At 39.3% G+C, this 17,810-nt stretch carries 16 protein-coding genes and 7 tRNA genes; 22 read left to right on the top strand and 1 reads right to left on the bottom strand.

Annotated features, from left to right (window positions below):
- Positions 1 to 51 precede the first annotated feature (51 nt).
- The 11 genes from MOZ64_RS01605 to MOZ64_RS01555 all read left to right on the top strand — a co-directional run bounded on the left by MOZ64_RS01605 (position 52) and on the right by MOZ64_RS01555 (position 9,979).
- Entirely contained in the window at positions 52 to 543 is a 492-nt protein-coding gene (locus MOZ64_RS01605) for a PTS sugar transporter subunit IIB (RefSeq protein WP_320324873.1), read from the top strand.
- 63 nt (positions 544 to 606) lie between these two features.
- The gene (locus MOZ64_RS01600) at positions 607 to 1,452 is read left to right on the top strand and encodes a PTS sugar transporter subunit IIC (RefSeq protein ID WP_320324872.1); all 846 of its coding nucleotides are present in this window, start codon (positions 607 to 609) and stop codon (positions 1,450 to 1,452) included.
- A 2-nt stretch (positions 1,453 to 1,454) separates the two neighbouring features.
- The gene (locus MOZ64_RS01595) at positions 1,455 to 2,279 is read left to right on the top strand and encodes a PTS system mannose/fructose/sorbose family transporter subunit IID (RefSeq protein WP_320324871.1); all 825 of its coding nucleotides are present in this window, start codon (positions 1,455 to 1,457) and stop codon (positions 2,277 to 2,279) included.
- 67 nt (positions 2,280 to 2,346) lie between these two features.
- Positions 2,347 to 2,676, top strand: coding sequence for a hypothetical protein (locus MOZ64_RS01590; protein WP_320324870.1), 330 nt, complete (start codon positions 2,347 to 2,349; stop codon positions 2,674 to 2,676).
- A gap of 78 nt (positions 2,677 to 2,754) precedes the next feature.
- Positions 2,755 to 3,792, top strand: a complete 1,038-nt coding sequence (locus MOZ64_RS01585; protein WP_320324869.1) for a glycosyltransferase family 4 protein — start codon at positions 2,755 to 2,757, stop codon at positions 3,790 to 3,792.
- A gap of 8 nt (positions 3,793 to 3,800) precedes the next feature.
- The gene (locus MOZ64_RS01580) at positions 3,801 to 4,832 is read left to right on the top strand and encodes a lysylphosphatidylglycerol synthase transmembrane domain-containing protein (RefSeq protein ID WP_320324868.1); all 1,032 of its coding nucleotides are present in this window, start codon (positions 3,801 to 3,803) and stop codon (positions 4,830 to 4,832) included.
- On the top strand, positions 4,832 to 6,808 hold the full coding sequence (locus MOZ64_RS01575; RefSeq protein ID WP_320324867.1) for a glycosyltransferase: 1,977 nt from the start codon (positions 4,832 to 4,834) through the stop codon (positions 6,806 to 6,808). Before MOZ64_RS01580 ends, MOZ64_RS01575 begins: the two co-directional genes overlap by 1 nt.
- Complete coding sequence (locus tag MOZ64_RS01570; protein WP_320324866.1) at positions 6,801 to 7,733, top strand: 3'-5' exoribonuclease YhaM family protein; 933 nt, start codon at positions 6,801 to 6,803, stop codon at positions 7,731 to 7,733. The genes MOZ64_RS01575 and MOZ64_RS01570 overlap by 8 nt, the downstream gene beginning before the upstream one ends.
- Positions 7,730 to 9,031 carry a 30S ribosomal protein S12 methylthiotransferase RimO gene (rimO, locus tag MOZ64_RS01565; RefSeq protein WP_320324865.1) on the top strand — a complete coding sequence of 434 codons (1,302 nt, stop codon included), beginning with the start codon at positions 7,730 to 7,732 and terminating at the stop codon, positions 9,029 to 9,031. The genes MOZ64_RS01570 and rimO overlap by 4 nt, the downstream gene beginning before the upstream one ends.
- On the top strand, positions 9,019 to 9,495 hold the full coding sequence (locus MOZ64_RS01560; protein WP_320324864.1) for a DNA-deoxyinosine glycosylase: 477 nt from the start codon (positions 9,019 to 9,021) through the stop codon (positions 9,493 to 9,495). The genes rimO and MOZ64_RS01560 overlap by 13 nt, the downstream gene beginning before the upstream one ends.
- The gene (locus MOZ64_RS01555; RefSeq protein WP_320324863.1) at positions 9,488 to 9,979 is read left to right on the top strand and encodes a dCTP deaminase/dUTPase family protein; all 492 of its coding nucleotides are present in this window, start codon (positions 9,488 to 9,490) and stop codon (positions 9,977 to 9,979) included. The genes MOZ64_RS01560 and MOZ64_RS01555 overlap by 8 nt, the downstream gene beginning before the upstream one ends.
- A gap of 87 nt (positions 9,980 to 10,066) precedes the next feature.
- On the opposite strand, the gene MOZ64_RS01550 is transcribed toward MOZ64_RS01555, so the two are convergent.
- The gene (locus MOZ64_RS01550; protein WP_320324862.1) at positions 10,067 to 12,688 is read right to left on the bottom strand and encodes a cation-translocating P-type ATPase; all 2,622 of its coding nucleotides are present in this window, start codon (positions 12,686 to 12,688) and stop codon (positions 10,067 to 10,069) included.
- A 262-nt stretch (positions 12,689 to 12,950) separates the two neighbouring features.
- Here MOZ64_RS01550 and MOZ64_RS01545 point away from each other — a divergent pair.
- From MOZ64_RS01545 to MOZ64_RS01495, 11 genes are all read left to right on the top strand, one after another.
- Positions 12,951 to 13,027, top strand: a tRNA-Arg gene (locus MOZ64_RS01545).
- A 15-nt stretch (positions 13,028 to 13,042) separates the two neighbouring features.
- A tRNA-Pro gene (locus tag MOZ64_RS01540) sits at positions 13,043 to 13,119 on the top strand.
- Between the two features lie 17 nt (positions 13,120 to 13,136).
- A tRNA-Met gene (locus tag MOZ64_RS01535) sits at positions 13,137 to 13,213 on the top strand.
- Between the two features lie 12 nt (positions 13,214 to 13,225).
- Positions 13,226 to 13,302: transfer RNA gene (locus MOZ64_RS01530), tRNA-Ile, on the top strand.
- Between the two features lie 20 nt (positions 13,303 to 13,322).
- A tRNA-Ser gene (locus MOZ64_RS01525) sits at positions 13,323 to 13,413 on the top strand.
- Positions 13,414 to 13,423: 10 nt separating this feature from the next.
- A tRNA-Met gene (locus MOZ64_RS01520) sits at positions 13,424 to 13,500 on the top strand.
- 3 nt (positions 13,501 to 13,503) lie between these two features.
- Positions 13,504 to 13,579: transfer RNA gene (locus MOZ64_RS01515), tRNA-Phe, on the top strand.
- A gap of 198 nt (positions 13,580 to 13,777) precedes the next feature.
- Positions 13,778 to 13,966 carry a hypothetical protein gene (locus MOZ64_RS01510; protein ID WP_320324861.1) on the top strand — a complete coding sequence of 63 codons (189 nt, stop codon included), beginning with the start codon at positions 13,778 to 13,780 and terminating at the stop codon, positions 13,964 to 13,966.
- Positions 13,967 to 14,309: 343 nt separating this feature from the next.
- Positions 14,310 to 15,578, top strand: a complete 1,269-nt coding sequence (locus MOZ64_RS01505) for an MFS transporter (RefSeq protein ID WP_320324860.1) — start codon at positions 14,310 to 14,312, stop codon at positions 15,576 to 15,578.
- An 88-nt stretch (positions 15,579 to 15,666) separates the two neighbouring features.
- Entirely contained in the window at positions 15,667 to 16,773 is a 1,107-nt protein-coding gene (gene buk / locus MOZ64_RS01500) for a butyrate kinase (protein WP_320324859.1), read from the top strand.
- A gap of 15 nt (positions 16,774 to 16,788) precedes the next feature.
- The gene (locus MOZ64_RS01495) at positions 16,789 to 17,793 is read left to right on the top strand and encodes a phosphate acyltransferase (protein ID WP_320324858.1); all 1,005 of its coding nucleotides are present in this window, start codon (positions 16,789 to 16,791) and stop codon (positions 17,791 to 17,793) included.
- Positions 17,794 to 17,810 lie beyond the last annotated feature (17 nt).

The raw sequence follows: 17,810 nt of genomic DNA, 5'->3' as shown, positions 1-17,810 counted from the left end.
GTTTCATAGATCATAGAACGTCTGGATAGAAACTAAAGGAGGAATAATATAATGATTAGTTTCGTACGTGTGGATGATCGTATCATTCACGGTCAAGTTGTCACAAGATGGTCAAAAGAATACCCTTGTGATGGTATTATTGCGGTGAATGACAAAGCTGCAACTACGCCTGTTTTGAAAAAATCTTTCCAGGCTAGTACAGATAAGAAAGTCTTTGTTTGGACGATGGAACATTTCTTAGATGTACAAGAGAAAGTATTGAATTCTAAGAAAAACTATTTCTTGATCACTAAGAATCCAATCGATATGAAGAAGATCTTAGTTGATCACAAATTTGTACCAAGCAATGTAAAACGTATCATCATTGGACCATGTAATGATCGTCCCGGTGCTACAAAACTTGGTAACAACCAAAGTATCACTCAAGAAGAAGCGGATGCACTAGAAGCCATCACAAAAGCTGGTTACGAAGTTGAATTCGCATTGGTTAAAGAAACTTCAATTGGTACTTGGGATAAATTTAGATCTAAATTTGGTTACTAGAAGAAGGCAGCTTCTAGTAAGCATTTAGATAAATAAAGTATAAGGTTTAAAGGAGAGAAGAGTATGACTTTATTTCAAGCTATTATTATTGGTATTTTGAGTATGTTAGCTGCTTCTACACCTGCCATGGCCGGTACTACTATCGGTAACTATACGATGAACCGTCCACTAGTTGCTGGTTTGTTATTGGGAATCGTCTTCGGCGATCTTCGTGGATGTATCCTAATTTCAATGCCAATGCAAGTTATGTGGATCGCTTTGGTTACTCCAGGTGGAACCGTCGCATCTGACTTGCGTGCCGTTTCTTATATTGGTATTCCATTGGCTTATGTAGGTGCTCGTGCTGCAGGTATGGATTTTGGTGGAAAAGAAGCGCAAGGATTAGCATCTTCTATTTCTGCTATGACTGGTGTTATCGGTATCACATTGTTCTATTTAACAGCAATGATGAACTTGATCTGGCAACACTGGGGCTGGGCTCAAATTGAAAAAGGAAATATTGAATGTGTCGGTAAAGTAGATGCCTTACTGCCTTGGATCACAAATATCGTCATTTCATTTATTCCAGTTACATTACTTTGCTACTATGGTTCAGGTGCCGTAGAAGAAGTATTCAACAACTTAAATACTTCTGTATGGTACGTCAAGGCTATCTTAACTGTTGGTGCTGTTTTACCAGCTGTAGGTATCTCTATCTTGTTGAAGTCTGTAATCACTAAGAATTCTGACTTGATCTACTTCATGTTTGGATTCGCATTGGCAGCTTCTATGGGATTGACATTGTTAGCCGCTACAGCAGTTGGTGGTGTATTCGCATTGATCGACTACAAGATGGCAATGAATAAGATTGAATTGTTAGAAGCTGGCGCTGGCGCTAGTGGTGCTGACGACGATGAGGAGGATATTTAATCATGGCTGAAAAGAAAAAAATCTCTGAAAAGGCGTTAAATACCGCATTCTGGCGTTGGTGGTATGGAAACTTAACATGTTTCTCACAAGAACACATGCAGACATTTGGTTACATGTGGGCTATGCTTGCTCCAATTAAAGATCTTTACTCAAGTCATGAAGATCAAGTAAAGGCTATGCAAGCTTATACTCCATTCTTCAATACTGAACCTCAAATTGGTGGTATCGTTGTTGGTATTACTTGTGGTTTGGAAGAAGCTCGTGCAAACGGTGCTGAAGAAATCGATGATGAATTCATTAACTCTATTCGTGCAGGTTTGATGGGACCTCTTGCCGGTATCGGTGATTCTTTGATCGTTGGTACATATATCCCTATCTTACTTGGTATCGCATTAGGATTAGCTGAAGGTGGATCTCCAATTGGTCCTCTATTCTATATCATCGTTTGGAATGTAACGGAAATCTTATTTGAAAAATTTGTCTTCAAAAAAGGTTACGAACTTGGTGGTTCTGCTGTTGATGTATTAGTTGGTGATAAAGCGACTGCATTCCGTGAATCTGTAATGGTTTTAGGACAAGTAATCGTTGGTGCAATGGCTGCTTCTTGGGTAACTGTTTCATCTCCATTGGTAATCGCAAAAGACTCAACTGGTGCTGATGTTACATTGATCTCTCGTTTAGATGGTGCGTTCCCTAAACTATTAACTTGTGCATTCGTATTGTTGGCTTGGTTCTTACAAGCTAAGAAAGGTATGTCTGCTGTTAAAGTATTATTGTTGTTCGTAGTCATCGGATTCGTTGGATCTGTAATCGGAATCTTAGGTTAATCTTTAACGATATGCAAAGCGGAGGCTTTAGCCTCTGCTTTTTTTTCTTAAACAAAGGAGTGATCAGATGAGTAAGTTATCACATAAAGAAAGAGAGCAACTGGCAAGTATTATTGATCAAGAAAATGCCATGTTGAAACGCGTTCGAAGAATCATTCGATGGGAAACCATTTTATTAGTTATTTTCGTCATTTTATATATTTGGGGTGCTTACGTGACAAATGACGCATTCCTGCCAAATATAGGTCCGGGACTTAAAACGGACTTTCGATGGATTGGTTTGATTGGTTCCATTGTCTTTTTGATACTAATGGTCTTGTCCTTTATTTCCTATCGAAATGGACGGAAAGGATTGCTTGCCAAAATTGATTTGTATCAAGGAAAAGAGAATAAATAGCGATGACATAGCGAAGCTATGTCTTTTTTTGACTATAGGAATATGGTATTGATATAATAGTGCCTAGAAGGTGTATATATGAAAAAATTATCCATTACGATGTATTCCAGTGCCGATAAAGTAGCTGGACAAGGTGTAGGTAGCGCTTATAAAGAACAGGTACGCTTGGTCAAAGAAGGAGCGTCTGACCTTTTTGATGTCCGTATCAACGATTGGAAACATCGAAGCGATATTCAACACTTTCATACGGTAGATCCCCAATTTTTTGTGAAAATGCATGATCATCGTTGTGTAAATATTGCCTATTGTCATTTTTTACCCGATACACTAGAAGGCAGCTTACAACTCCCTGGCGTTGCCTTTACTGTTTTTAGTAAATACGTGGTTCAATTTTATAAGAGTGCTGATCGCTTGGTCGTTGTGAATCCAAGCTTTATAGATGATTTGGTTGCCTATGGCATTGATCGTAAAAAGATTTACTATATTCCTAACTTTGTTTCTAAGGAACAATTTTATTTAAAACCCATGGAGCAACGGAATCAAATTCGTCAAAAATATGGCTTTCAAGCCAATGATTTTATCGTATTTGATGCTGGACAAGTACAAACCCGTAAAGGCGTATTGGACTTTGTGGAAGTGGCAAAAAAATGTCCAGACTATCAATTCGTTTGGGCAGGAGGATTTTCGTTTGGGAAAATTACGGATGGCTATGAAGAATTGAAAGAAGTACAGGCACATCCGCCCAAAAATGTGCATTTTTTAGGTATCGTACCACGCGAAGACATGGTTGACCTTTATAATATGGCGGATGTCCTTTTTATGCCAAGCTATAATGAATTGTTTCCAATGACCATCTTAGAAGCAGTCAATCTAAGCATTCCTTTGGTTTTACGTGATCTAGATCTCTACAAAGATATTTTGTTTGACCATTATCTGCGTGGCAATGATAACGATACATTTGCCAAGATTCTTAAGAATCTACACGATGAACCAAGTATCTATCGCAGTGCACAAGCTGATTCACAAGCAATCAGCGACTATTATTCGAAAGAACATGTTTTAGACATGTGGCGAAAATTTTATGTCGATGCATATAAAGAAAAGAAGTATAAATAGGAACGACTATGAAAAATCATAAATATGTATGGAACATTCTATTAGTTTTATCCATTACGGGAATTGCTCTATACTTTGCGTTAAAAGACAACTTTACTATCATCGTGCATGCCATTGCTTCCATGAATATCTTCTCCCTTTTGATCGTGCTACTATGGGGTGCCCTCTTTACGATTGTATGGGGACTTGTTTATGTGGTATTAGGGAGGAAATATATTCAAAAATATTCCGTGAAAGATGGCGTTGCGGTTGCGTTTGTGGGGGCTTTCTTTGCCGGCATTACGCCAAGCAGTACGGGTGGTCAATTTGGTCAAGTCTATATCATGAAGAAACAAGGAATCAAAGTGAGTGATTCCGCCAGTATTTTATGGGCTGACTTTATTATCTATCAAACCACGATGATGATTTATGTAACTATTCTATTTATCTTGCGATATGCCTATTATCGAAGTCAAAGTGGCTGGTTTCGTATCATTTTTTTAGGCTACTTGATCAATTTGATCGTGATCCTTGTATTGTATACCATTGCGCTCTTTCCTAAGCTTTATATTCGTCTGACCGGGAAACTTGCGAAATTCATGGGACGATTCAAATTTATCAAAGACCCAGAACACATTGTGGAGTCTTGGACCATTCAGGTGACCCAATTCACCAAAGAAGCAAAAACCCTATCGCAAGATAAACGACGCATCATTTTATGCACACTGATCAACGTTGTTCGTCTGACCCTTTTGTATTCGTTGCCTTATGCGATTGCGTGGGCTTTGCATATTTCCATTCCGATCAATAAATTATTGGATGTGATCGCACTTTCTAGTTTTGTGATCATCGCCAATAGTTTTATCCCCATTCCCGGAGCCAGTGGTGGAACTGAAGTGGTTTTCACCTTATTATTTCGAGGATTGATGGGTTCTCTAACGGGCGCGGTCATGATCTTGTGGCGATTCTCTACGTATCATGTTGTCGTTCTTATTGGCGCAATTATCTTCATCATCATGCGCAACTATTATGATCGACAAACGAAAAAGGAGGTATCCTAATGCGCATAGGCCTATTTTCCGATGCTTATTTACCTGATATCAATGGTGTTGTCTCTAGTGTAGCGACTTTAAAAGGCGCCCTGGAAAAACTAGGACACACCGTTTTTGTGATTTCAAACCATAAAGGGATGACCATTGAATACGATGAAAAAAATCATATCCTGCATTTACCAGGCATTGAATGGAAAAAGATGTATGGATATAAGATTTCCAGTCCCATTCAAGTCATGGGTGAAAACTATATTCGTAAAATGAATTTGGATATCATTCATGTGCATACCGAAATTGGTATTGGTCTCTTTGCTCGACAAATGGCTAAAAAATATAATATCCCTTTGGTGTATACCTATCATACACTGTATGAAGATTATGTTCATTATGTCAATCCACGAGAAATTGAATCGGTCGATCATACCACGAAACGAATTGTTCGTTTTCTATCGAAAGTAGCCGGTAATGGACCGATGGCGGTGATTGCGCCAAGCAATAAGACCAAGAAAGCCTTAATGTCTTATGGGGTCACGACCCCGATCTATATTGTGCCTACGGGCATTGATCTGAGTGAATATAAGATGTCGAATCTAGACCCTGAAAAAATAAAGGCGGTACGGCAATCGGTGCAGATTCCAGCGGATCATCATGCGGTTGTTTTTGTGGGGCGTATAGCGAAAGAAAAATGCATTGAAATGCCGATTGAAGCCTTGGCCCTTTCAAAAGATCCCTTGTTGGAGCTAGTGATCGTTGGGGCTGGAACCGATGAAAAATATTATCATGAATTAGCCGATACCTTAGGCGTTCGTGATCGTGTCCATTTTACAGGCAAGATCGCCAAAGAAAAGATTCCCTATTATTATGCCGCCTTTGATTGTTTCGTTTCGGCATCCTTATCAGAAACCCAAGGCATGACCTATTTAGAAGCTTTGGCTACAGGACTGCCCGTATTTGGCCGTCGAGATGAAGTCTTAGATGGCCTCATTGACGAAGGTGTGACCGGCTATTATTTTGATGATGCTAACGAATTGGCTCAAAAATGGGAAGTTTTCTTTAGTCAATCGACATCCAAACGGAAAGCGATGACCCCGCTGTGTGAAGCCAAAACAAAAGCCTATGATACCGAATTGTTTGCGCAGAAAGTTTTAGCGGTTTATCAACAAGCTATGGATGATTATCATATGGCTTATCAAGTTGTTAAGATTGATTTCTTGCAGAGTGATTTTGTCCAATTAAATGTGAAACGCAAACAAGATGAAGAAGTCATCAAGATCAAGATTCCAGATGATGATTTCTTTGATCTGAAAGTGTCTGTCAATACGATTCTAGATGCTTATACCGTTGAGAATTATATCAATATGCAAAGTTATTACGAATCCGTCATTAAGGTGCAAAGACATTTGTCCAAAGCGGATTATTCGAGTTATGAAATTTTGCAGTATTGTCAAAGACGACTCAACTTAGATGCTGAAACCAGTCGCTCGATCGTGCGTAATTTTGAAGATGCACGCTTGATCAATGATCGACAATATGCGATGGAAAAAGCTTTGGTCTGGCATAGTTATGGGCAAAATAAATTAATGATCCGCAAAAAATTGGAAAAAGCAGGGATTCGTGGTGAATTGTTGGAACAAGCCTTGGATCAATTGTCCGATACGGATGAAGAAGTGAATGCCACCGAAATGGCGAAGCGCTTATTAAAAGGCATCAAAGCGCAATCGGAACGTATGATGCGACAAAGCCTGACCAACAAATTGATCAAAAAAGGTTATTCTGTAGATATTGCGCATCGCGTTGGTGAATCGATTGAAATTGATACCGATGAAAACGAAGCTTTAAAACAAGCGGTTGCCAAAGCCAAACGGTTATATGGAAATAAGGCACTGGATGAAAATGAGAAATTACAGAAAGTGCGTTTGTATTGTATGCGAAGGGGATTCACGGCTTCGCAAATAGAAAATGCCTTGGAGGAAATAAATGATTAAAGATATAAAAGATGCAGGAAAATATAAGATCTTGTGTATGATTTCTAAATGTGATCAAAGCAAGACCAATAAAGGAACACCGTATTTAAACATGGTCTTAGAGGACGCAAGTGGAGTCATGGATGCCAAATTCTGGAACCTGACCGAAGAACAAGCCAATCAATATAAAGTGGGCATGGTCGTAGAAGCCATGGGTGATGTGATCTTATATCGCAATGCCTTACAATTTCGTATCCAAAAATTGATTGAGCATCCCGAAGAAAATATCACGGACTATGTTCGCAAGGCACCTATGAAAGCAAGTGAAATGCAGCGAAAAGTGCATGAATACATATCTTCGATGAAAAATGAAACGTTAAAATTGGTAACGGAAACGATCATTTCGCGGTATCAAAAGGATTACTATACCTATCCAGCAGCTACGCGGAATCATCATAATTTTGTCGGTGGATTGGCTTACCATTCGTTAAGCATGGCGCGTTTGGCAGACCAAATTGCCAATCAATATCCATATTTAGATCGTGATCTATTGATTAGTGGCACTCTGTTGCATGATGTGGGCAAGATCGTGGAATTTTCTGAACCTGTCTTGCCAGAATATACGGCACAAGGAAACCTATTGGGTCATATCAGCATCATGAATTGTTGCATCGATGAAGTGGCTCATGAATTAGGAAAAGAAAAAGAAGAATCGATTTTATTATTGAAACATATGATCTTATCGCATCATGGCAAACAAGAATTTGGTTCGCCCGTTTCACCCATGATCCCGGAAGCTGAAGTTTTATCGATCATTGATGATTTGGATGCCCGTTTATTTATGATGCGTGCAAGCCAAGAAACCACGGAACCTGGTAAATTTGGCCCGCGTGTCTTTGCCTTAGAAGGACGCATGGTCTATCGTAGAAAGGATGACAAAGAATGAAAATTGGATTTGTATCTTTGGGATGTGCCAAAAATCTGATTGATTCTGAAAATATGATGGCCATGTTGAAAAGTGAAGGCCATGAAATTGTACCGGATTCGAAACAAGCGGAAGCCATTGTTGTCAATACCTGTGGCTTTATTGCTTCGGCCAAAGAAGAATCGATCCAAACGATTTTTGAGATGGCAAAATATAAAGAAAAGGGATTAAAAAAATTGATCGTGTGTGGGTGTCTAGCTCAACGATATCAAGAAGTGTTGGAACAAGAAATTCCAGAAGTCGATGCGATCATTCCGATTCGGGATTATGATAAATTAGCCGATCGCCTACGTCCTCTTCTTGGTCAAGGGGATCAATCCTTGATTTCAAAAAGTGAGCGTGTGTTGACGGGAAATCCTTGGCAAGCGTACATCAAGATCAGTGATGGATGTTCCAATCATTGTGCGTATTGTGCCATTCCTTTGATTCGGGGTGAACAAAAATCACGGACGATGGAAGATATCGTGAAAGAAGCGACTTTCCTAGCTTCCATTGGGGTAAAAGAATTGACCCTAATTGCGCAGGATACCACGAAATATGGATTGGATAATTATGGTGAATATAAGCTAGGAGACCTGATTCGGAAAATCGATAAAATTCCGGGGTTCCATTGGATCCGGATCTTATATATGTATCCCGATGAAATTGTGGATGATGTATTGGTTGCGATGAAAGAAAGTAAAAAGGTCGTTCCTTATTTTGATATTCCTACGCAACATGCATCGACTCGCATGTTGAAACGCATGAATCGTCGCTCTTCTCATGAAGAAGTCAAAGCGATCACCCAAAAAATTCGTCAGATGTTCCCGGATGCCACATTACGAACGACATTGATCGTTGGTTTCCCTGGTGAAAGACAAGAAGATTTTGACGAAATGATGGATTTTGTGAAAGAAATCCAATGGGATCGAATGGGGGCCTTTACCTATTCGCAAGAAGAAGATACGCCAGCGTATGGTATGAATGGTCAAGTCCCACAAGAAATCATGGACAAACGACTTGCCCAGTTGATGCAGGTACAGGAACAGATTTCTTTTGAAAAAAATAAAGCCAAAATTGGCTCTATCGTTGAGGTATTGGTAGAAGAACAAGAAGCCTTGAGTGGTCGCTATCGAGGTCGATCCCAAGCCGATGCCCCCGATGAAGTGGATGGCCAAGTGATTTTTACGGCGAATCAAGATATTCCATTGGGCAGTTTTGTACAAGTAAAAGTGACCGATGCGAAAAACTATGATCTGATTGGTGTATGTCAAGAATAGAAGGCTTGGGCCAAGTCGTTCATGGACAGGATACGATCTTGATTCTTGGTTCCATTGCGAGTGTAGAAAGTTTGGCAAAAGGCTATCATTATGCCCATCCATCCAATCGTTTCTGGAAAGTATTGGCTCGTATCTATCAACAACCTATCGAGACATTAGAAGACAAGAAAAAAATATTAGCCGATCATTCAATTGCACTTTGGGATTCTTGTCGTTCTTGTCAACGCATTGGTTCAGCTGATGCTTCGATCAAGGCCATTGAACCCAACGATATTCCGACTTTTTTAAAAGAATATCCAACCATAGAAAGAATTTTGTGTAATGGCCAAGTCAGTTATCAGACCATGAAGAAAACGTATCCGGAATTGAAATGTATCCCATGTCCATCGACATCGGCGGCCAATGCACGTTGGTCTTTGGATGCGTTGGTCAAAGAATATGGAAAGTGGTTAAAAAATGAGTAAATTATATTGGGCAAAAGTGAAAAAAGAAGCAATCATTCCTACCAAACGAAGGGAAGATGCAGGTTATGATTTGTATCCATGTTTCGAACAAGAGTATTTAGAAATTGCACCTGCACATACACAATTGGTGCCATTGGGCGTAGCTAGTGCCTTTGATTCTGATTATGTCATGATCTTAAAAGAACGTGGCTCCACCGGAACCAAAGGAATGGCACAACGAGCAGGTGTCATTGATTCGGGCTATCGTGGTGAATATATGGCCCCCATCACAAATGTGAATGATAAGCCAGTTGTCATTGCGAAAGCCGATGTTGTTGACCAATTTGATGATACCGAATACATTGTGTATCCCTATGAAAAAGCTATCTGCCAAGGTGTCTTAGTCATGATGCCCCAATTGGAAAGTGAAGAAATTGATCTGGATGATCTTCAAGCCATGAAATCTGAGCGTATGGCAGGAAAACTGGGAAGTTCGCATAAATAGGGAGTAGCGTATAACTCTTTTACGAAGGGAAAGAAGAGAAATACCCAAAAAAGCCGATGGTACTTGAACCATCGGTCTTTTTGATACTTATTGATTTTCTTTGATAACCTTGACCAATTGGATCAAGAGCGTTGGGAGAATGGCCAAACCGCCAATTGATAATGTTTGTTGCATGGTCAATGGTGTAACCGAAAATAAGCTATGTAAAGCAGGTATAAACAAGATCAAGCTTAAGAAACAAACACCCAACAAGAAGGCATATAAGCTATACCAATTGTGTTTGAAACCCAAGCGGAAGATACTATGTTCATTGCGGCAATTAAAGCCATGAAACAAACGGGCCAACGTCAGGGTAGAGAAAGCCATGGTACAAGCTACATTAGCACTGGTTTGTAGACCCATTTGATAGGCGACGATGACAGCCAGAGCAATCAAAGCGCCTTGGATACTGAATTTTTGAACAAAGGGACGGTCCATAAATCCGGCTTTTGGATCGCGTGGTTTTCGATTCAAAATATCTTTAGCGCCTGGTTCCATACCAATGGCCAAGGCAGGCAGGGAGTCAGTCACTAAATTGATAAAAAGCAATTGAACCGCTTTAAAGGGTACTGGCAAAGCTAAGATTGAGGCATAGACAACGGTAATAATTGCTGATAAATTGCCAGATAATAAATAGAGGATCGCATTTTTGATATTTTCATAAATGGTACGACCATTCGCAACGGCTTTGATGATGGTCGCAAAGTTATCATCTGCTAAGATCATGCTGGCTGCATCTTTGGATACTTCGGTACCCGTAATACCCATGGCCACACCAATATCGGCTTTTTTCAAGGCCGGTGCATCGTTGACACCATCACCGGTCATTGATACGATACGACCTTTTCTCTGCCATGCTTCCACAATACGAATTTTGTTTTCAGGAGAAACGCGCGCATAGACGGAAATCTTTTCGATGTTTTGATCCAATTCCGCCTCACTCATCGCATCCAATTCTAGACCCGTTACGGCCATATCTCCGTCTTCAAAGATACCAATACGACGAGCAATAGCCGTTGCCGTTACTTTATGATCCCCTGTGATCATAACTGTTCGAATGCCAGCTTTTTTTGCTTGTGCAACGGCCATTACGGATTCTTCACGAGGTGGATCCATTTCGGAAATCAAACCTAGGAATGTAAAACCATATTCGGTATCTTTGGAAAGTGATTCATCGTCTTCTTTATAAGCAAAGGCAAGTACACGTAGTCCGGATGCGGAAAAAGCTTGATTCTTGGCAAGGATCTTTTCTTTTTTTTCGGGTGTCATGGGATGAATGCCATCATCCAAACGAATGGATTGACAACGATCGAGTAAAACATCCACAGCTCCTTTGGTCAAAATGGTAGAAACACCATGGATCTTATATTTTGTGCTCATCAGTTTACGATCTGAATCAAATGGAACTTCTTCCATTCGATCTAAGGCATCACGTAACTGACTTTCCGTCAATGAAATGGTGTCTTCATCAATTTGAATACCAGGTACTTTTCGATACATTTCCAATAAAGCATATTCGGTTGGATCACCGATTCCTTTACCATCGACTAGGGAGGAATCGTTGTTCAATACCGCATCATAAAGAAGATAACGATGCAATTGATTATGAAGATCGAGCGTATCCGCTGTATAGGTTTGATCACCTACATATATATCTTCCACTGTCATTTTATTTTGGGTCAAAGTTCCTGTTTTATCGGAGCAAATGACCGATACGGATCCCAACGATTCAACCGCAGCTAAGTTCTTGATGATCGCATTCTCTTTGGCCATTCGTTGTGTTCCCATGGCTTGTACGATCGTAACGATCGAACTTAAAGCCTCAGGAATCGCAGCAACTGCCAAGGCTACCGCAAACAATAAAGAATCCATCAATGGTTGGCCACGCAATATTTGCATACCAAAGATCACGACACAGATGATCATGATCACAATGGCTAGTTTAGAAGAAAAGTCATCCAAAGTGATTTGTAGTGGTGTACGCTTTTCTTTGGTGGCATTCATCAAGGAAGCAATTTTACCAATTTCAGTTTCCATGCCGGTGCCAGTCACTAGGATCGTGGCGCGTCCATAAGTGACCAACGATCCCGAATAGACCATATTTAAGCGATCACCAAGAGGGACTTCATGATCAAATGCAACATCGGCTTTGTCCACATTGGTGGATTCACCCGTCAAGCTCGATTCATTCACTTGAAGGGAATGAATATCTAGGATACGTCCATCGGCTACGACCATATCACCGGCTTCAATGGTCATGACATCACCTGGTACGACTTGTTCCGATGGAATTTCAATCATTTGGCCATCGCGAAAGACTTTTGCGGTTGGTGAAGATAAGGATTTGAGGGAAGCCAGTGATTTTTCTGCTTTGATATGTTGGATCGTACCAAGTACAGCATTTAATATAAGGACGACCAAAATGACAAGGGTACTTTCAATATCGCCCATACAAGCAGAAATCAGAGCAGCCACGATCAAAATGATGACCATGAGATCTTTAAATTGTGAGATAAAGACCTGAAAGGTTGTTTGTTTCTTTGATTCTTCTAAGACATTCGGACCATATTGTTGATAACGTAAAGTAGCCTCATCAGCGGATAAGCCTTGTGGCCCGGAATTGAGATCTTTTTCTATTTGTGCTTTTTTTTCTAAGTAATAGTCTTTCATATGCGATACCTCCCGAATAAAAAAGTGAGACCATTGTATATCAAAAAAGATATACAATAGTCTCACCATTTAAACTTACAGCGGAAATAAATTTCGTGGTTGACGCCATAAGTGCATATTTGCCGGTTACTCCCTATTACATGAACATTGAAACATAATTTAAAATGGATTTCAATAAAAAAAGTTTTTTTAAAAAATGTTTGCATTCAGTAAAAGGCTATGTTATATTATTAAGGCACTGATAAGTGTAAAAAATAAATATGCGCCCATAGCTCAATTGGATAGAGCGTTTGACTACGGATCAAAAGGTTGCGGGTTCGACTCCTACTGGGCGCGCCATTTTTTAATGAGTATCGGGACGTAGCACAGCTTGGTAGTGCACTTGATTTGGGATCAAGGGGTCACAGGTTCAAATCCTGCCGTCCCGACCATTTCTTTAAACTTTTTTGGCTGGGTAGCTTAGTTGGCTAGAGCATCCGGTTCATACCCGGAAGGTCGTGAGTTCGAGTCTCACCTCAGCCACCAACGAGTTGAATTGGACCCTTAGCTCAGTTGGTCAGAGCATCCGGCTCATAACCGGCGGGTCGTAGGTTCGAGTCCTACAGGGTCCACCAATATACAAAAGAATCTCCTTGGAGAAGTACCCAAGTGGTTGAAGGGTCCGGTCTTGAAAACCGGTAGGTCGTTCGCGCGGCGCCTGGGTTCGAATCCCAGCTTCTCCGCCATTTGTCACATCGCGGGATAGAGCAGTCTGGTAGCTCGTCGGGCTCATAACCCGGAGGTCGTTGGTTCAAATCCTTCTCCCGCAACCATGTGGTCTCATAGCTCAGTCGGTAGAGCAAAGGACTGAAAATCCTTGTGTCGCTGGTTCGATTCCGGCTGAGACCACCATTCATCAGAGATTGTCCCTAGATTCGTCTGGGGACTTTTTTTATGATTCATATCGATATAATGCATTGACCTTGTTTCCAACTAGAAATGAGGTTTTTTGATATATAAATGTTACTGGTATATATTAAAAGAAATCAATCACATCAGATGGAATGATGCTTTTTCTTATATTAGATGAAAAAGGGGAAATATGGATAAATGATCACATTAGAAAGCATTACTAAAAAATTAGGTTTCGATCCATCAAATGAAAAAGAAGCAAGAGATTATTTGAATAAGCATTGCCCTATGTCTACAGATGCAAATCCTAGCCCTTGGAAAAAATTAGATCTTGAAGAATTTGATTGGCTGGAAGAGCATCATATGGTTGATTGGATTGGAAAATAAAACACCAAATTTAAAAAGCACGATCTAAGTAATGAGGTTGTGCTTTTATTATGCCCTGAGCACGGTATATAAAAGATTTTCAAATAAATGAATTCTATCACAATGCGTATGATGATGGATGTCCACTGTAAAATACAGATGAGAGTTACAGAAAATCAACATGTAAAGTAATTGCAAACACCAAGATTAACAATTTAGAAAATATACTCAAAAAATTTCCTTTAAAAAGAGGAAATTTAGAAAATGAAAACGATTTCATTACTAATTATGATAAAAGCGTAAAGGATAACAAACAGAGAAGGCGGCCATAAAAGTTTGGAATACTTAAAACAGGAGAAGGATAATGGAAAACACAAAAGTTAAGAAAAAAGGGTATGGAAAAGGCTGGGCGTTGATCATTTATGCATTCCTTGCATACTTTACCGCTACAGCAGTGGGTAGTGCCATGAACTCTGCATCTGGAATTTTAGCCGGATTACGTGGATGGAGTGCTACATTTTTGATCAGTTTGATTTCTTTGGGAAGTCTAGGAAATATCGTTGCTGGATTTGTTTTTGGTAAATTATCCGTAAAACATTCAGCTAAGAAATTAAGTTTAATTTGCTTCGTTATTTATTTAGTTGCAATGCTTGGACTAGGTGTAACTACAAACTTAGGGATGTTTGCGGTATGTTTAGTATTTGCGAATGCTATTTCTTGTGCGATTGGATATCAATTGTCACCAGTCATTATTGCAAAATGGTTCCCTAAGAAAAAAGGTATTTTGATGGGAATTGTTACCATGGGTATTCCTTTATGTTCTGGTATTGCTGCTATGATTTATAATGCAGGTTATAAATCTATGGGACCTCTTGGTGGATTCCTTCCATTTATGGCAATTGCAGCTGTTGCAGCTATTATTTTAATTCTATTCATTTCTGATGATCCAAAAGATAAAGGATTTACACCGGATAATGGTGAATTTAGAGAAGTGGATGAAGAGAAAAAAGAGGGTACTAAAAAGGATAGTATTTGGACAACGAAAAAATTATTAACAACACCTCAAGTTTGGGTACATGGTATTACACTCGGCATACAATTATTATTTGCGAGTGGATTGATGGTCCAATTGTATCCAAGACTTCTTGAAATTGGGTTCGATGAACGTACTGCAGGTATGATGATGTTAGCATCTGGTTTATTGGCTTTACCTGGTTCTTATATTTCTGGATTAATTGATCAAAAAATTGGTGCCCGTAAAGCCGCTTGTACTACATATGTAATTGGTGCTTTAGCAATGGTATTAAACTTAGCCGGAAATGTGGTTTGTGTTTGGTTATCTTTAGCATGTATCGGAGTCGTTGTTGGTGGTGCTGCTAACTGGCCTGCTTCCTTATGTATTGAAGAATTTGGTGATAGTTTTGCGAATGGTTATGGAATTATTCAACCTATTATTCAAATTGTTGGTGCTATAGGACCTGCATTCTTCGCAATGATTGCGGGGAAAACAGGAAGCTATCGTATTCCTTACATTAGTGGAGCGATCTTGATGATTATTGGTTTAATTTGCTTCGTATTCTTAGCAAAACCTAATTTTGTAAAAGAAGAAGAAGCAAAATATCAAAATCAATAAGAGCTTTTTAAAACAGAATTGAAAATGAATAGGAGGAACATTATATATTCTGTTCCTCCTATATTTTCAGAAAGAATGAGGAGAATGTATGAAATCATATAAAATTTTTACAATTAATCCTGGTTCTACATCGACAAAAATAGCCCTTTTTCAAGATGATAAAGAATTATTTTCAAAAAATGTGAGCCATGATGCGAATAAATTAGCCGAATATAAAACCATTTCCGATCAATTTGAGTATCGTAAAGAAACAATTGATACTTTATTAGAAGAAAACAATATTTCATTAAACGATGTGGATGCTTTTGTTGGACGTGGTGGAGGACTACTCTCCATGGATGGGGGAACGTATGAAATTGATGACTTAGTTTTAGATCATGCTTCTCGTGGAGCCAATGGTGTACAACATCCAGCGATACTAGGACCTCAACTGGCTTATGAATATGCGAAAGAAATAAATGTTCCTTCTTTTGTGGTCAATCCTCCAGATGTGGATGAGTTACAAGATTTAGCGCGGATGACAGGTATTAAAGGAGTTTATCGAACCATTCATCTTCATGCTTTAAATTTAAAAGAAACAGCCATACGCCACGCAGAGTCTATGAGCAGAAAATATGAAGAATGTAACTTTATAGTATGTCATATTGGTGGAGGCATTTCGATTTCTGCACATCGTCAAGGAAAAATGATAGACGGCTTTGACATTGTCGGTGGAGAAGGCCCGATGGCTCCGACTCGTTGTGGAGAAATTGGTGTTGCCGAATTATTAAAATATTGTGAAGGAAAAGATTTAAAAGAAGTTCGTCAATTGTGTACAAAAAGTGGTGGATTTGTCAGTCACCTAGGCATTTCAGATGCTTTAGAAGTTAGCAATCGAGCAAAAAATGGGGATGCATATGCAGAAATGTTATGGAATACAATGATTTATCAAATTGAGAAATGTATTGGCTCTATGGCAACCGTGTTACATGGAAATGTAGATGGCATCTTGCTTGGCGGTGGAATGGTGTATAACGAAGATCTCGTTTCACAAATTAAGGATACTTGCCAGTGGATTGCACCTGTTAGTGCATATCCTGGCGAATTTGAAATGGAAGCGATGGCTGCAGGTGCTATTCGAGTATTAAGTGGCAAAGAAACAGTGAAAAAATATACAGGACAACGTAAGTTTAAAGGATTTGCCTTTGTGAAATAGAAAGGAATCAAAAAAATGAGTGTTTTAGATACAATTTATGAAGAAGCAAAATTAAATCCTCAAAGAGTGGCTTTTCCGGAAGCATGTAATGAGAAGATGTTACAAGCCGCTTATGAAACGGGAAAAGAAGGCTATATTTATCCTATTCTTGTAGGAAATGAAAGTGAAATTCGTGCTTTATGTAAAGAAAAACAATATGACACAGAAGTTTTTACCATCATTGATATTCACGATGAAGACTATCGTAAAAAATTAATTCAAGCATATATTCAATTGCCAACGGCTTTATTAAAGGAAAAAGCATTGAATCGAAGAATGGAAAATCCATTATATTTTGCGATGATCATGGAAGCCGTTGAAGAAGCGGATGTTACTTTTGCGGGAATCGATAATACAACGGGGGAAGTGTTATTAGCTGGCCAAACTTTTATCGGATTACAACCTGGCATCAGTACCATTTCAAGTATTGGACTTTGTGATATTCCAGGATACAAGGGCAGTGAAGGTTCTTTATTAGCTGTGGGAGATAGTGCCGTTTGTACAAATCCGACGGCTGAACAATTAGCAGATATAGCGATTTCAGCGTGTGATACAGTAAAAAGCTTATTAGATTGGCAACCACGATGCGCCATGATCAGCTATTCAACTCTAGGTAGTGGACAAGGAGAACTGATTGACAAAGTTGTTGAAGCTTTGCATATTGCGCAAGAAAAGCGCCCAGATTTAGCTATTGATGGTGAATTCCAATTGGATGCAGCCATACGTCCAGAGGTAGCTGCCAAAAAAGTGAATCGCGAAAGCAAAGTAGCAGGAAAAGCAAATGTATTGATATGGCCTGATTTGAATGTAGGAAATACAGCCGTTAAATTAATTCAAACTTTTGGTCATGCGAATGCATATGGACCTATGTTGCAAGGATTTAATAAAGTGGTTTGTGATTGTTCAAGAGGTGCACCTGTTTCTGAAATTAAAGGGAATGTTGTCATTAGTGCTGTTCGTGCAGCAGGCAGTAAACAATAAGTATATTGGGTTTCATA

Source organism: Absicoccus intestinalis (assembly GCF_033971885.1).
GTDB lineage: Bacteria > Bacillota_I > Bacilli_A > Erysipelotrichales > Erysipelotrichaceae > Absicoccus > Absicoccus intestinalis.
This window is presented reverse-complemented; position numbering and strand designations above follow the sequence as displayed.

Coding starts and splice junctions, on each gene's coding strand:
- MOZ64_RS01605 (WP_320324873.1), top strand. CDS start 52: ATGATTAGTTTCGTACGTGTGGATGATCGTATCATTCACGGTCAAGTT.
- MOZ64_RS01600 (WP_320324872.1), top strand. CDS start 607: ATGACTTTATTTCAAGCTATTATTATTGGTATTTTGAGTATGTTAGCT.
- MOZ64_RS01595 (WP_320324871.1), top strand. CDS start 1,455: ATGGCTGAAAAGAAAAAAATCTCTGAAAAGGCGTTAAATACCGCATTC.
- MOZ64_RS01590 (WP_320324870.1), top strand. CDS start 2,347: ATGAGTAAGTTATCACATAAAGAAAGAGAGCAACTGGCAAGTATTATT.
- MOZ64_RS01585 (WP_320324869.1), top strand. CDS start 2,755: ATGAAAAAATTATCCATTACGATGTATTCCAGTGCCGATAAAGTAGCT.
- MOZ64_RS01580 (WP_320324868.1), top strand. CDS start 3,801: ATGAAAAATCATAAATATGTATGGAACATTCTATTAGTTTTATCCATT.
- MOZ64_RS01575 (WP_320324867.1), top strand. CDS start 4,832: ATGCGCATAGGCCTATTTTCCGATGCTTATTTACCTGATATCAATGGT.
- MOZ64_RS01570 (WP_320324866.1), top strand. CDS start 6,801: ATGATTAAAGATATAAAAGATGCAGGAAAATATAAGATCTTGTGTATG.
- rimO (WP_320324865.1), top strand. CDS start 7,730: ATGAAAATTGGATTTGTATCTTTGGGATGTGCCAAAAATCTGATTGAT.
- MOZ64_RS01560 (WP_320324864.1), top strand. CDS start 9,019: ATGTCAAGAATAGAAGGCTTGGGCCAAGTCGTTCATGGACAGGATACG.
- MOZ64_RS01555 (WP_320324863.1), top strand. CDS start 9,488: ATGAGTAAATTATATTGGGCAAAAGTGAAAAAAGAAGCAATCATTCCT.
- MOZ64_RS01550 (WP_320324862.1), bottom strand. CDS start 12,688: ATGAAAGACTATTACTTAGAAAAAAAAGCACAAATAGAAAAAGATCTC.
- MOZ64_RS01510 (WP_320324861.1), top strand. CDS start 13,778: ATGATCACATTAGAAAGCATTACTAAAAAATTAGGTTTCGATCCATCA.
- MOZ64_RS01505 (WP_320324860.1), top strand. CDS start 14,310: ATGGAAAACACAAAAGTTAAGAAAAAAGGGTATGGAAAAGGCTGGGCG.
- buk (WP_320324859.1), top strand. CDS start 15,667: ATGAAATCATATAAAATTTTTACAATTAATCCTGGTTCTACATCGACA.
- MOZ64_RS01495 (WP_320324858.1), top strand. CDS start 16,789: ATGAGTGTTTTAGATACAATTTATGAAGAAGCAAAATTAAATCCTCAA.